This is a genomic window from Streptomyces sp. bgisy027, from assembly GCF_057710365.1.
Genome location: NZ_JBYIVZ010000002.1, coordinates 335,790 through 349,782, shown reverse-complemented (window position 1 = coordinate 349,782; position 13,993 = coordinate 335,790). Strand labels below are relative to the sequence as shown.

At 66.4% G+C, this 13,993-nt stretch carries 12 protein-coding genes; 3 read left to right on the top strand and 9 right to left on the bottom strand.

Annotated features, from left to right (window positions below; all coding sequences use genetic code 11):
* Nucleotides 1-313: 313 nt before the first annotated feature.
* The gene (locus AC3ETA_RS03610) at nucleotides 314-1,921 is read left to right on the top strand and encodes a hypothetical protein (RefSeq protein WP_432191330.1); all 1,608 of its coding nucleotides are present in this window, start codon (nucleotides 314-316) and stop codon (nucleotides 1,919-1,921) included.
* Between the two features lie 156 nt (nucleotides 1,922-2,077).
* On the opposite strand, the gene AC3ETA_RS03605 is transcribed toward AC3ETA_RS03610, so the two are convergent.
* From AC3ETA_RS03605 to AC3ETA_RS03590, 4 genes are all read right to left on the bottom strand, one after another.
* On the bottom strand, nucleotides 2,078-2,287 hold the full coding sequence (locus tag AC3ETA_RS03605) for a hypothetical protein (protein ID WP_432191329.1): 210 nt from the start codon (nucleotides 2,285-2,287) through the stop codon (nucleotides 2,078-2,080).
* A 130-nt stretch (nucleotides 2,288-2,417) separates the two neighbouring features.
* Nucleotides 2,418-3,146 carry a YqeB family protein gene (locus AC3ETA_RS03600; protein ID WP_432191328.1) on the bottom strand — a complete coding sequence of 243 codons (729 nt, stop codon included), beginning with the start codon at nucleotides 3,144-3,146 and terminating at the stop codon, nucleotides 2,418-2,420.
* A gap of 217 nt (nucleotides 3,147-3,363) precedes the next feature.
* On the bottom strand, nucleotides 3,364-3,606 hold the full coding sequence (locus AC3ETA_RS03595) for a hypothetical protein (protein ID WP_432191327.1): 243 nt from the start codon (nucleotides 3,604-3,606) through the stop codon (nucleotides 3,364-3,366).
* 319 nt (nucleotides 3,607-3,925) lie between these two features.
* Nucleotides 3,926-4,957 (bottom strand): SRA domain-containing endonuclease, encoded by a 1,032-nt coding sequence (locus AC3ETA_RS03590; protein ID WP_432191326.1) that lies wholly within the window; start codon nucleotides 4,955-4,957, stop codon nucleotides 3,926-3,928.
* A gap of 99 nt (nucleotides 4,958-5,056) precedes the next feature.
* Between AC3ETA_RS03590 and AC3ETA_RS03585 the strand changes: the two genes are divergently transcribed.
* Complete coding sequence (locus tag AC3ETA_RS03585) at nucleotides 5,057-5,614, top strand: hypothetical protein (protein ID WP_432191325.1); 558 nt, start codon at nucleotides 5,057-5,059, stop codon at nucleotides 5,612-5,614.
* Here the strand turns inward: AC3ETA_RS03585 and AC3ETA_RS03580 are convergent.
* Nucleotides 5,607-5,810: a DUF397 domain-containing protein gene (locus AC3ETA_RS03580; RefSeq protein WP_432191364.1), complete on the bottom strand. Its 204-nt coding sequence runs from the start codon at nucleotides 5,808-5,810 to the stop codon at nucleotides 5,607-5,609. The two genes, AC3ETA_RS03585 and AC3ETA_RS03580, sit on opposite strands and share 8 nt — an antisense overlap.
* The gene (locus tag AC3ETA_RS03575) at nucleotides 5,810-6,658 is read right to left on the bottom strand and encodes a helix-turn-helix domain-containing protein (protein WP_432191324.1); all 849 of its coding nucleotides are present in this window, start codon (nucleotides 6,656-6,658) and stop codon (nucleotides 5,810-5,812) included. The genes AC3ETA_RS03580 and AC3ETA_RS03575 overlap by 1 nt, the downstream gene beginning before the upstream one ends.
* Before the next feature lie 182 nt (nucleotides 6,659-6,840).
* On the opposite strand from AC3ETA_RS03575, the gene AC3ETA_RS03570 reads away from it, so the two are divergent.
* Nucleotides 6,841-7,512, top strand: a complete 672-nt coding sequence (locus AC3ETA_RS03570; RefSeq protein WP_432191323.1) for an ATP-binding protein — start codon at nucleotides 6,841-6,843, stop codon at nucleotides 7,510-7,512.
* 11 nt (nucleotides 7,513-7,523) lie between these two features.
* Here the strand turns inward: AC3ETA_RS03570 and AC3ETA_RS03565 are convergent, their stop codons facing one another.
* From AC3ETA_RS03565 to AC3ETA_RS03555, 3 genes are all read right to left on the bottom strand, one after another.
* Nucleotides 7,524-10,673: a DEAD/DEAH box helicase gene (locus tag AC3ETA_RS03565; RefSeq protein WP_432191322.1), complete on the bottom strand. Its 3,150-nt coding sequence runs from the start codon at nucleotides 10,671-10,673 to the stop codon at nucleotides 7,524-7,526.
* Between the two features lie 497 nt (nucleotides 10,674-11,170).
* Nucleotides 11,171-12,193: an SEC-C metal-binding domain-containing protein gene (locus tag AC3ETA_RS03560; RefSeq protein ID WP_432191321.1), complete on the bottom strand. Its 1,023-nt coding sequence runs from the start codon at nucleotides 12,191-12,193 to the stop codon at nucleotides 11,171-11,173.
* A 207-nt stretch (nucleotides 12,194-12,400) separates the two neighbouring features.
* Nucleotides 12,401-13,873 (bottom strand): glycoside hydrolase, encoded by a 1,473-nt coding sequence (locus tag AC3ETA_RS03555; RefSeq protein WP_432191320.1) that lies wholly within the window; start codon nucleotides 13,871-13,873, stop codon nucleotides 12,401-12,403.
* Nucleotides 13,874-13,993: the final 120 nt, after the last annotated feature.

The window sequence follows — 13,993 nt, the reverse complement described above, 5'->3', positions numbered from 1 at the left end:
GTGTAGTGCTCGGTGATCTACCGGCACACGGGCGCCCGCGTCCTGACGCCGATGGACGGCGCGGGGCGCGAGGGGGACCACTGAGCCTTGCCCGGAAAACCCACGAACCCCCCGACCAGTCACAGGAGTTGACCCCCGCTCAGGTGTGACTCACGTCACCGCCCTCCCGGCCGTAGAAAGCGGATGCGGCCCCCTGTCGTACTGGCATGCTCATGAATGACTACTGAGGGGTAACCATGCCGCCGCCCGCGCGCCCCGCGCCGGACCGGCCATACCGGCATGCCCGTCTCGACGACCGGCGTACCGGCCCCTCATGCGTCACCTCCTGCAGCGCACCCCCATACAACGCTCCCGAGGAACACGCGTGCACAGACCCAAGTTCAAGCGCCACGCCGTACTGTCGGCGATCGCTCTCGCGGCCGTACTGACCACCGGCTGCTCCACCCACACCCCGACCGCCACGGACGCGGCGGCCGCCACGGCTTCGGAGAGCCCCGAGCCCGCAGCCGCCCAGGAACAACTCGCCGTCGTATCGGCCCCGTCCGGTGCGGCCACCCCCACCGCCGTGGCCGACGGCGACGGGGGAGGCGGGGCGAAGAAGTCCTCCCTCAAGGTCGCCTCGTACGACAGGAAGACCGGCCGGGCCGTCATCTCGTCGCCGTCGGCGACGAAGCCGACAGCGACGCCGTCGACCAGCGCTCCCGCCGACCCGTCCTCCAGCCCCTCCGCCCAACCCCCGGTGGCCGTCGGCGACATCATCGCCAGCGCTCCCGCCCCCGGTGCCCCCGACGGCGTACTGGCGAAGGTCACGGACGTCGTGGGCGCCGCGGAGAGCGGCGGTACCGCCGTCGAGACGGAACCGGCGAAGCTCAACTCCGTGCTGGGCGCGAGCAAGGCCGAGGGCGAGGTCCCCGTCGACCCGTCCTCCGTCGACGTCAAGCCGCTCGTGAACGGCGTGAAGGTCTCCTGGGCGAAGACCGGCGACCTCCGCTTCGGCCCCGAGGGCGCGAAGCTCCCGCTGGGCAGCCTGCGACTCGACGTCGGCGCCGCGATCGCCACGGCCGAGGGCGCCCCGGCGTCGGCGGCCGCGTCGGTGGAGGGCTTCGTACAGCTGGCCCCCGAAGTCGCGTTCTCGTACGACGGCTCGCAGGACACGGAAACCTCCGGGACTACGGGCAGCACCGCGTCCGGGACTACGGGCAGCGCCGCCTCCGGGACGACGGACAGCTCGGCCCGTTCCGACGGGAAGGGCACGTCACCCGGCGCCGCCTTCCTGGGCCTCTCGGGTGACTGGTCCTCCAAGTGGTCCCTGAAGGGCCGCGCGGCCGGCTCCACCGAGGGGCAGCCGATCCGCATCCCCTTCGCCGAGCTCCACTCCGACCCGGTGATCCAGGTCGGCCCGATCCCGGTCGTCGTCAACCTCGACCTGACCTGCTACATCCAGGTGAACGCGGACGGCAAGGTCACCGTCGACGTCGAACAGGACCTCAAGGGCGACTTCCGCGTCGGCGGCAGCTTCTCCTGGGCCAAGGGCTGGACCCCGGTCAGCGAGTCCGACATGACGGGCGAGCCCCTGAAGACCAGGGTCACGGCAGCGGGCGACGTCAAGGCGGCCCTCGGCGCCGAGGCCACGGTCGGTCTCTACGGCACGGTGGGCGTCACCGCCGACCTCGCCCCGTACGTCCGCGCCCACGCCGACGCGTCGGCCGAGGGCTCCGCCGACGGCACGGGCTCGGCATCCGGCGCCTACGCCCTCTACGGCGGAGTGGACCTGACCGGCACCCTCAACTTCCAACTCACCATCTTCGGCACCCCGGTCTTCCGGACGAAGATCCCGCTGGGCGCCCTCCACCACGAATGGCTCCTGACGGAGGGCAAGGCGGGGGCGACGGCACCCCCGCCCCCGACGAAGTCCGGCTGACCCCCACCCCACACCGCTCCATGACGCGGGCCGCAACGCTCAACACGAGCTGGTGCGGCCCGCGTCGGCGTCGGCGTCGAGGCGCACCTTCGTACTCCTGTGGCTTCCCGGGCCCTTTCCGGCCGCCGGCTTCCCGTGGCGGCCGGCAAGGGCCGATCACTCGTCCGAACTCGAAATCGAACTCGAATTCGAGCCTGACCGCGACTTCCCCGAACCACGGGCCAGTGCTCCCACCACCTGGGCCACCCCGAGGGTCGCGCTGGACACCACGCGCACCCAGCGCGGGCCACCCCGCGACGCCCACACGACACAGACGCATCCCCCGACGACGAGCAGCAGCACGCCGACCAAGACGAGCACGGTCATGCTCATCCCCCTTCTTCCAGTACGGTCGCCGCCATCCTCTCAGCCGATACGACTCAGCCGATACGACGGTCGCGCTCGAACGCAAGGACGAGCACCGGAGCCACGGGAGCCCGGAGATCCCTCAGAGCCCTCAGCGCCGGCCGGGGACCCGCCAGTACTGCCGCCCCTTCTCATCCCGTACGACGACGCCGAGCCTCAACAATTCCCCGCGCAGCTCCCGGGCGTCGTCGGCGCCCTCGTCCTTCTCCAGGGCCGCCGCACGGGCCGCCAGCAACGCGCCCGCCCCCTCCGGCAGTCCGGGCATCCCCGGAACCCAACGCCGGAACTCCTCGCGATGCGGATCCTGATCGGCCCACCGGTACCCGTGCGCGGCGAAGGCCTCGGACAGCCGCGTCCAGGGCAGACCGCAGTCCTCCCGGGCGACCTCCATGCCGTCCGGCCCGAGCAGCACGAGCTGCTTGCCGTCCCGCACCACCAGACCGATCTCGTCGCGCCCGAACTCCTGCGACGAGTCCCTGATGCCGAGCACCACACGGTCGGCGGACACCCGCACCGACAGCGACTCGTGCACCGCGATGAACCCGACCACCAGCCCGAGCACGGCCCCCACGCCGACGGCCCCGACGCTCTGCCAGGGCTCCGGCACGGACGTCAGCAGCCTGGCCGGCCCTTGCAAAGGAGCCCACGACAACCTCACCAGCCACTCGGCGAGCAGCGTGACCACCCCGCCGGCGACGGCCCCGCAGCCCAGGCAAAAGAGCGTCAGAACCCAGGCCGACTCGGCGATGACGGTGGCACCACGCTCAGGGCCGCCGACCACCGGACGACCCTGCTTCGAAAGATCCCCCGTGCCCCTCATGTCCCCCACACCTGTGCGTTGCCCTCTGCCGAAGTTGGTCCCGGCCGCCGACCACGCCCCAGGACCCCGCCAGTCTGGGGACATGCCGCAGGTCCTGCCATCGGCCGATGGTCTACGGCATCCGCAACTTTGGTACCCGAACAGTTCTCGGCGCCCGGGCGGCAGGCCCGGGCGCCGAGAATCTTGTCAGCGAACTACGTAACACAACCCCTGTTGATCAGTGGTGCCCGCAGCTGGAGCCGACGTCGTTGTACTGCGCGCCCGGGGAGCCCTCGCCGTTGAGCAGGTTCGCAGCCAGACCGTTGGCAATCCCGATGTTGTTCAGGAGATTGATGTTCTGGTCGTGAGACTTGCAACCGTGGCCGTCGTAGGCAGGCTGGGCGCTGGCGGTGCCGGTGGCTATGAAGCTCAGGGACCCGACCATCGCGGCCGCGAGAGCGGCCTTCTGAAGCTTGCGCATTTCTCCTCCTAGGGTCGAGTGGAGCGCACTAGTAAAAGATCCACATTGCGCTCATTTCGGAGACTAAGCCGATATCGCATGGTCCGCTCATCGGGACTGCCAAACGGGCCACGGCCATGAGGGGCAATCAGTTCCGCGGGCCGTGAGGCATCGTCAGGGGGAGGTTCCCTCGCCGGGCGAGGCGCAAGTCGTCAGTCGAGCCCGGTTGGGTGAGAACGTGTCAGGGCGGGCGACCCATGCTGGGCCTGGCTGCGTCGATCCAGAGTGACTATGGATCCACCTACCTCGTTGAGGAGCCTCCGCTCGAGCCTTCGGGTTCCTAGACAGGTACGGGGCAGTCCAGGCAGCGGAAGGATCGAGATGTGCTGGCCGTGGAGGTATCTCTCGCGAACTCTGAGAAGCCTCCGCTGTCGTTGCGGTACACGAGGCCAATCCCGTGTTCAGTGAGCAGGTCGCGGAGGTCCTCGCGAGGGAGCGCAGGCGTAAGCATCATGAGGTGGAGAGGTTGGTCGTCGGCAAGCGCCATCAAATGTCGCTGCGCATAGAGGAGTTGAGCAAGAGCCTGAGTGATGGACTCGGGTGCTGCGCTGCCCGTTGGCTGGTAAACGCTATGGGTCGTCTGGTTGAAAATCTCGAACGAGATCTGATCCGTCGAGTTCTGTAGGGACAACTCCATCTGTCCGATGTCCATCCCGGCTGCAATCTCCTGCGCTTCGAAGTCCTCCGCTAGATCATCGCGGAGAGCCTCTATTCGGGTGGCATCAGTTTGCGGTTGACGCTGGCGTCTCTGGCGTCGATACGCCCGAGCAACACGACCTGCCGTGGGCTGGAAGCGGATTCGCGAACGGCCAGCCACTGGCAGCGTGTCGGATTCCTCCCGCGTGTATGGGCCGGTGGGGCGTAGTCGGAATACAATGACATTGCGCTCTTGGTCGAGTTCGTCTTTGGCTACGCGTATGTCGTACGGTCGGCCTTCGTCAACCTTGAACTCGCCTAGGTACTTGTGCGTCCGCGTGCCAGTTCCCGGAACATTTCCCACGGCGACGAATACATGCAACTTCCGCCCCATATTTGCGTGTTCCAGTATGGAGGCATTTCCGCCGTCTAGCCTCTGATGGCCTCGCTTGCCGGCTCCGGTGTAGGTGAATACGGGACCTACGGAGTCGTCCTCGGCTAACCATCCGTCTCGATATCCGTAACGCCTGCCTACCTTGCTGTCGGAGAATATAAGAACGTTGCGCTTCTCTCTGGCTGGGCAGATTCCGGCGAAGCCGCTACCGCCAAGTACGGGGTGTATCTGCGCGCGGGTAAGGGTGTCGCCAGGAGTGAACCCGGCTGAGGGGGTGGTCATGATCTGAGGCTAATGGGTGTAGAGCCGCACAGTGCCGAAGTGCTGCAAGTGGCGTGCGCCATCGTTGTGTTAGAGCCACATCCGGGCGAGGATGGCGCGGTGAGTGACGCGACGGGGACAGTCATTGCGGCGGCAATAGCCTTCGCAGCCGCAGTCATCGGTGCTGTCGTCGCCGGGATGTACGCCAAGCGTGGAGCTGAAGCCGGTGGACGTAAGGCAGTTGAGGCAGCCTTGGCTCAGGTGCATGGTCAGGCGGCAGCGGAGCACTGGCAGTGGGTGCGTAGCCAGCGGCATCAGGCTTTCGCTGCCCTACTTGCGGGCTATGCGGCGTTGGATGAAGTGCTGGTGCGAATCATGCCTGAGGTGCGGGGTGGCGCCGGGATCGATGAAGCTACGGGGCGCGAGCTCCGAGGATGCACTGTTGAACTTAAGGCAAAAACAAGCCATTTGGCGCTTTGGGGGCCAGACGAAGCGTATGTGCTGGCTCACGCCCTGACAGCGAAGTCGATGGCGACCGTAGGTGCTTTGCTGCAGACCGGCCCGCGGGTGGATTGGTCCAATTTCGACCAAGCTAGGGGGCAGATGACCCAGACCTACGCAGCTTTCCTCCAACGGGCTGGAGAAATCATGCGTGACCCGCTCCAGCCAGCTAGCTAGTGGGCCGTTCTGTGTGGCGAGACAGCGTCCGTATGAAATCTCGCCATGCGGAAGTGCTTAGCTTGAGTATCGGTCCCGAGGCGTCTTTGGAGTCCCTTACCGTGACTACTTCAGAGGCAGCCGCTACCTCCAAACACTCGCCCCCCATGCCATTGCTATAGCTGCTCCTACGCCAGGCGATGCTGGATGACGGCATCATCGGGAGTTCCCCTCCAACAGTCTTGTGATCAAAAAGGCCGAACGTTGAGGGCTCAGCGCCAAGGCTCTGAGGTGGTCGAATGCCTTCGTGTAGAGGGCCACGTCCTTGGGCTCCTCGAGGTAGACGGAGTCGGTAAGCCCCTCTCGATAGACCACGTCGGGGTCCTCCTGCTCTGGGAAGCCAAGGACCGTGAACGACCCGGCGGTCGGATAGGCGCCTGCGTCGAACGGCAGGACCTGGATGGTCACGTTCCGCAACTTCTGCATTTCCAGCATACGTTCGAGTTGGTGAGTCATGACCTGGTGGTTGCCCACCGTTTGCCGCAACGCACTCTCGTGGAGGACTGCCCAGAGATCGGGCGCGCTCTCGCCGGTGAGGAGCTCTTGTCGCCGCATCCGCACGTCGACCATGCGCTGGATGTCCTCGGGGGTGTGGTCGACCCATGCGCGGCTCAGTTCGGTTGCGTACTCGGCCGTCTGCAGCAGACCCGGGATGAACTCGGCCTGGTAGGTACGCAGGTCGGAAACCGCCTGTTCGAGGCCGACGTACACAGAGAACCAAGCAGGGATCGCATCGCTGTGCGCATGCCACCACCCCTTCGTCTTGGATCCCTTGGCCAATGACTTCAGAAGATCACGCAGCTCATCCGCGGTCCCGTAGAAGCGGCACAAAGCATCGACGTCTGAGGGCTGGACGCGCCCCTGTCCCGTCTCCATGCGGCTGACCTTGGAGCTACTCCAGTCCAGTTCCTTGCCGACCTGGTTGCAAGTCAGGCCGCTCTCATCGCGTAGTCGCTTGAGCTCGATTGCAAGGCGACGGCGGCGGGCTGTGGGGGATCCGGTCATGGCAACTCCTGGCGGGGTAGCGGAACTTCCATCCCATCGGAAGGGGTGCGAAAGGCCAATCACCCTAAAGGGGGAATCCCTTCATGCATGTTGCACGACGGGACGTGCGCTGAAACTCTGTCACTGAGAGTCATTGAGGTGTGAGTCGTGTGTGACGAAGCGTGAGTGGAAGGCGGTCGAGGATGATCTCCGTTGGTGATTGCGTCGGGCGAGGCCCCTGGGTGCATAAGCTCGTTGCCCAGCCGCGTGAACTCTCCAACCTGAGGCGGACATTGAGACTCCGCCTGATCCTGTGGGGGCTGCCCGATCACGTTGACATGGCACAGGTCTGCGTATCGGAGCTGGTCACCAACGTCATTCAGCACGTCGGTGAGGGGACGCCCGCCACGCTGCGTGTGGCCTTCAACGGGCCGTACCTTCGCTTGGAAGTTGAGGATCCCGACACGCGGACGTTGCCCACCCTGATCGACGCCAGCGATGGGCTGGAGTCGGGTCGGGGAATGGCGCTCGTCGACACCCTGACAGGCCACCGATGGGGCGTGTTCGTCCGAGGGGAAGCGAAGGTGGTCTGGTGTGAGCTTGCTACGGAGCTCTCTGACACGAGCAACTCCGCACATGCTCCTCGTGTCACAAGGGCCGGGGCCATCTTGGATCTATACGAATCGTGGCAGCCGCCGAGCGAGAAGTCCGTGTCCAGCAGAGGTAGCGTGCTTGGCTCTGCATTAAGAGAAGAGGCCGCCATCGGGGTCCTGGCCGATGTACTGCACTGGCTGTGCGCATACGGCTATGACCCTGATGACGTACTCGACCGGGCACAGTCTCACTTCGAGGCTGAAATCGGCGGGGTTGTGTGAGAGCTGAATGGCTAGCCCGCGGTGATGCCCGAGTAGGACCACACATCAGCAGGCAACTCATAGTGGAGTCGCCAGGTGATGGCCATCGGCTTGCTGCCCTCGTGGCGGACATAGGTCGCCGGGCCCAGCAGCATCCACGGTTGCGCCTTGCCGATGTCGGTGTCCTTGTAGCGCCGCATGAACAGCAGCACGTGGTTTCCGCGTTGAGTGTGCTGCTGGTAGCGCAGGCCAGTGGGTGAGGTGTCTGCGGTTGTGCTCTGTGACTCCCAGTGGAACAGGGAGGGAGTAAGCGCGTAGTCCTTGTAACGGACGGTGGGGGAGAAGTCCTTCTCGTTCTTCTCCAGGGTGATCAGCAGGGCGTCCGTCTGGATCGACTCGTCCCGCAAGACACCCTGTGCGAAGGATCCGGGCATCTGACCGCCGAGGCGAGCGACGCCGAGCGCGGTCAGGATTTCCGAGCGGTTGTAAGCGCTGTGGATCTTCAAGGGAATATGTGCGTGCGGACCCTCCAAAGGAATGGGGTAGTGGTCCGCTTCCCCCATCACATGGTCGAGCACCTGCTGTACTTCGCTACGGAACGCTCTGTGCTCACGGAGCGATTGCAGCCCCTCTGCATAGGAGCTAAACCCGCCGGCCTTGTCCCAAAGGTTGAAGAAGAGCATGCGTGCGTAGGTTTGGTCTGCAGGACTCAGCAACTCATACCGCGGGGCGTCATCGCTCAACAGGCGAGCGTATGCGTCTGCACGTTCGCGGTCGTCGACGTGCAAGAACGCATGTACGCGCTTCAGGAGGTCTTCCTCGCCCGGCTGTTCCGGCAGGTCGGCTAGGCATGCTCGGCGTAGGACTGACGTCCATGAGTTGCTCGACTTGTACAGTTCCCGGATCTCGCGGCGGCTCTCCCTGAGATAGTCCGCGAGGAGCGGTGTACCGAAGACTCTCACTTCCTTAGCGAGGGTCTGCACGGTCGCCTTGATCTGGGTGCGGATGTTGTCCAGGACCAGATCCTTGGACTTGCCCTCAAGGATGATCTGGCAGCCGGACGGCAGCAGGGGGAAGTCATGCTCAACGTGCTCAAGCAGCCGGTTACGTGACAGGTTGGTCATCGCCCGGAACTGCTCTTCAAAGCGGAACTCGGCACGGTGCTGACCGATGAAGTCGAGCACGGTGAGCACAGGCTTGTCGGGCGTGCGACGCAGGCCTCGACCAAGCTGCTGTAGGAAGACGGTGGCGCTGCTGGTGGGGCGCAGAAGAAGCAGCGTGTCGACGTCCGGGATGTCCAAGCCTTCGTTAAATAGGTCCACAGAGAAGACGACTTGGATCTCGCCGTCCTTGAGCTGAGACAGAACACGGTCACGGACTTCGGGCCGAGACATGCTGTCCAGGGCCTCCGCCTTGAAGCCTGCCTCTTGGAAGCACTTCGCCATGAAGTGAGCGTGCTTCCTGCTGACGCAGAAGCCGAGCGCCCGCATGCTCATGGGGTCGGACACCTTGTCCCGCACCTGCTTGATGACGATGCGGGCTCGGGCGTGGTCAGCGGAGAACAAGTCACCGAGCTGACTCTGGTCGTACGTCCCAGAACGCCAGTTGAGCCGAGTGAGGTCGGTGCCGTCGGGCACACCGAAGTAGTGGAATGGGCAGAGAAGGTCGTTGTCGAGGGCCTCCCACAGCCGCATCTCAGCTGCGATCCGCCCCTCGAAGAAGGCGTCCTGCACGTTGAGGCCATCAGCTCGCTCGGGGGTGGCGGTCAGGCCCAGCAACTGCTTCGGCTTGAAATGGTTGAGAACGCGGCGATAGGTCGTAGCCGTCGCGTGATGGAACTCATCAATAACGATGATGTCGAAGTGTTCGGGGGCGAACTGGTCGAGTCGCTGATCGGTGAGGGACTGGACGCTGGCGAAGACGTGCTTCCAGTCGCGCGGCAGCTCGCCGGAGAAGAGTACTTCGCCGAACGAAGCATCATCGAGCACTTCGCGGTACTTGCGCAGCGACTGCCTAAGGATCTCTTTGCGGTGCGCGACGAAGAGAAGCCGTGGGTACTGCCTGCTGTCCGATTCCTTGTGTAGATCGCGGTAGTCAAGTGCGGCCATGACCGTCTTGCCCGTACCGGTCGCTGCAACCAGCAGGTTGTGTTGGTGGCCGTGAACCTCGCGCGCGACACGTAGCCGCTCCAGCATGTCGGCCTGGTGGGGGTAGGGCCGTACCTCAAGGCCAGAGAGGCTGATCTTGGCATCCTGGCTCGACGTCGATCCGCCCGCCGCGCGCAGAGCGTCGTCCAGCTTGTGGGCGTCGCGATCCGGGTCGTACGGCTCAAAAGCGATGTCGTTCCAGTACGCGTCGAAGGTGGCCTCGAACTTGTTCAGTACGGCCGGAGTGGCCACTGACGAAAGGCGTACGTTCCATTCCAAGCCGTCGAGCAGTGCGGCCTTTGAGAGATTGGAGCTGCCGACGTACGCCGTATCGAAGCCGCTCTGGCGGCGGAACAGCCAAGCTTTTGCGTGGAGGCGCGTAGAGCGGACCTCGTAGTTGACCCTCACCTCCGCGCCGAAGTCGCGGACGAGTCGGTCGAGTGCATGGCGGTCGGTGGCGCCGATGTAGGTCGTGGTGATGACGCGGATGGGGATGCCCCGTTCCGCGGCGGCGCGGAGGGAGTCTTCGAGTACGCGCAGGCCGTACCACTTCACGAAAGCGCACAGCAGATCAATCCGGTCAGCTGTAGCTAGTTCGGCGCGCAACTCGCTACCGAGGCTCGGATCGTCGGGAGAGTTGGTGATGAGGGCAGTCTCTGAGAGTGGCGTGAGCGGGCGTACCGCGTAGACGCCGGGGGCTTCCTTCTCAGCCAGGGCTAGGAGCTGGCGGGGGCCTTCAGCAATGACCTCGACGGCGTCGCTGTTGCTCGGGTCGGCCGGGTCAGACGCGAGTGCCTGAATGATCTGATTCGCCACAGCGACGCGCTTGTCACGCGGCAGCTGACTAAGTCGTCGGCTTACAGCCTGGCCGATGTGTCGGGCAAGTACATGGGGCGACGATTCTTCGCTTACCTCGTCGTCGATGGCTTTCCAACCTGCCCCGCTCAACTGATCTATCTGCGCTTGCAGGCGCTCGGTGACGAGTTCCTCGTAAACCCCCGCGACAGGCTGCGACAGATCCCTCGGCTGAGCCACGCTGATTTCCCCAATCCCCACACAGCAGTGACTCTGTTGTAGCAGGCGACACCGACAACCCCACGGACGATGTGCGTTTCCTCGCAGGTGCCGTTGGACCGCCCGCTTCTTTGGTCAGTGTCGTGCTTCCGCGAGCCGCGTCAAGGGCGCTTCACTCCGCTGCGCTGCGTTCCGCGTCGGCTGCGCCGATGGCCCTGCGGGCCACCCTTGACCCGGCTCGCTCCAGCACGGGGGAGAAGCGAGCGGGCGGCCCGGAAGGGTGGGGGGCCCAGGTGGGGTGGGGGGAGGTCGGCCGGGCTGTTGGGCGGGGCTGGGCGCGCGCCCGCGTTTCGGGGCACGCCGGGTGGGCTTGGCGGCCGGCCTCCGGTGGGTGGTGGGTGCCGCGAGTGTCAGACCGTTGGGTGGGGCGCTGAGGCCGGTGGGTGGAGCGCTCAGGGTGTCAGGCCGGTGGGGTGCGTGCCGCGGGTGTCAGGCCGGTGGGGCGGGTGACCCGGGTGTCAGGCCGGGGGCTGGGTGCCGTGGCACTCCCCGTATGCCTGGCCCGAGCCGCACCAGCAGGCCGCCCCCCGCTGCGGCGGCCAGGCCACGGCCCGCCCCCGGGCCGCCAGTGTCGTCGCGTACTGCGGGAGCAGTGTCGCGTCGTCCGGGGAGGAGAGCTCGGAGGCCGCGAAGGCCTCGTAGGACGGGACCGTGCCCGTGACGATGCCGAGGTTCGGGGTGCCGGAGGCCGAGAGTTCGCGGAGAGAGCCCTCTATCGTCGTCAGGTGGTCCTCGTGGGAGGGGTACTCCGAGGTCAGGGACGGATACGCGGCCAGGAGTTCCGTCAGTTCGGCTGTCGTCCAGTGCAGGACCGCCACCGGGAACGGGCGGGACAGGGCCTCGCGGTAGGCGCCCAGTTCCGCGCGGAGGCGGGAGATCTCCGCCTCCAGTTCCGCCGGGTTGTCCGAGCCCAGGGACCACACGCGCTTGGGGTCGTGGAGCTCGTCCAGGGAGACCGGCATCGAGTGCAGGGTGTCCGCGAAGGTGTCCCACTCGTCGTGCGGGGCGCCCAGCATCCGGCGGACCCGGTGGCGGCCGAAGAGCAGGGTGTGGGTGGGGTACGGGGGCTCCGCCACGTCCGTCAGGAGGAGCCGCACGCCCTCCGTGAACGTCTCCTGCGCCTGCTCCAGCTCGTCGTGACTCTCCAGCGCCTCCGCCACGATCACCCAGGGGGCCGGGTCGCGCGGGGCGGCTGCCCTGACGCCGTCGATGATCGCGCGGGCCTCTGCCTCGTGGCCGTACTCCCACAGGTTCGAGGCCTTCAGGGCACGTACCAGGTGGGGGTGCTCCAGGGGCGTCGACGACGACAGCAGGTTGTCGTAGAGGGCGGTCGCGGCGGGGCGGTCGCCGGACAGTTCCAGGTGGGCCGCGGCCCGCAGCAGCAGGGCCTCGGCGTCCTCCGGGTAGAGGCCGGCGGTTCGCTCCAGGCGTGCCGCTTCGGCGGTGTGGTCGACGTTTTCGGCAGGCGTGTCGGGGCGCATGGGGGACACCGTACTGCCCATGGCTGACGGAGGAGAGAACAGAGGGGGGAAGAGGGTGCAGATATTGCCTGGTCGAGGCGGCGCGGTCCGAGGGCGCGTGACGCGGTCGCGGTCGCGGGGAGGGCTCGGCCGTGCCGGCGCCGGGGTGGGTGCGGGAGGGCTCGGCCGTGGCGGGGCCGGTGCCCGGGGGTGCGTCACGCCAGCGCCTCAGATCACCGCACCGTCGATCTGCAACGTCTGCACCGACCGCGCCGCGAACGGCACCGCCACCGACTTCCCGCTCAGGTACGTGTTCGAGTACGACCGGTATTGGTCGCCGCCCGTCGTCACCGTGTTCCAGCGCGGGACCAGGCCGCCCGTGCCGCCGGAGACCGTGGTGAAGCGGGAGAGGTCGAAGGTGAGGGTCTGGGCCGAGGTGGAGGTGTTCACGGCGACGATCACCAGGCGGCGGGCCGAGGCGTCGTAGGCCGCCGCCGCGTAGCTCACGCCCGTGTCCAGGATCCGCATGCCGGGGCGGATGTGTCGGCTGAACTGTGCCAGTACGTAGTACTTGGTCTGGATCGTGGTCGGTTGGAGCGTGTTCGCGTCGTAGGCGATCAGTGCCCAGCCCGTCGTCGGGTCCATGACCTGCCAGTAGCACCAGGCCGTCGGGTGCAGCCAGCGGAAGTCGTAGCAGAGGTTGGAGGCCAGGGTGAGGCCGGTGCCGTCGCCGTCGCCCGTCTCCGAGTTCCACAGCTTCTTGCCGGACGTGGTGACCACGTCCGTGTAGAGGAGGTCGCGGCGGCCTCCCGAGCCCTGGTAGCCGTGCACGTTGACCTGGCCGACCAGGGCCTTGGTGGCGGAGTTGTAGGACGACCACGTCGAGCGGGCCGTGTCGTAGTTCGTCTCGTCCGAGGCGGAGATACGGATGCCCGACAGGCCCCGCTTGTCCAGCTCGCTGCGCATGTACGGGAGTACGGCGGCCTGGACGGCCGGGTCCATGTGGCAGCCCTCCTGGGTGCCGGTGGCGGTCCACCAGCTGGAGGCCGGCTCGTTGAAGGGGTCGACCGTCGCGAAGTTCACGCCCCAGTTCGACTTCGCGTACGACGCCGTTGCCGCCAGATGCGAGGCGTGCTGGCGGTAGTTCCAGGTCTGGAGGTTGTTGCCGCCGTCCGCGGCGCCGGACGGGTTGTGGTTGTAACACATCCACCACATGGGGGAGTTGGCGAAGAGTTCCGTGGTCGCGCCGCGTGCCGTCGCCTTCTGCAGCATCGCGCGCTGGGTCGCGTCCGCGGTCCAGTCCCAGGCCGAGGAGGTGGGGTCCTCGTTGTTCCAGTCCTGCCAGAAGCCCTCGATCTGCTTGAAGCCGGGGATGTTCGCCGACTCGGCCATCGACTCGCCGCCCACGCTGTTCCAGCTGCACGCGCCGAGGTTGTAGCGGGCGATGTTGAGGCCGAGGCCGGGCAGTGCCGTGCCGTTGTAGGTCACCGACCTGGTGGTGAAGAAGAGGTCGGCGAAGTCGTCCCGGGCGCCGAAGACGTTCGCCCACCAGGCAAGCGAGGTGCCCCAGCCTTCCCAAGTGCCGTACGAAGTGCCGGGGTTGACGGCGACGGTCGCGTCCGCGTGTGCGGTGCCCGTGGCCAGGGCGCTGCCGAGGAACGCGCCGCCTGTCGCCGCCAGCAGAGTTCTGCGTCGGATCATGACTTCTCCGCTTCGCTCAACGGCCGGTGTCGGCGGTGTCGTCGTCGAACCCGGCTCCGTGGCCTGTCCCGTTCATGCCGACACGAAGCATCGGGTGTGGCGCGCGGGTTGTCGAGGGTT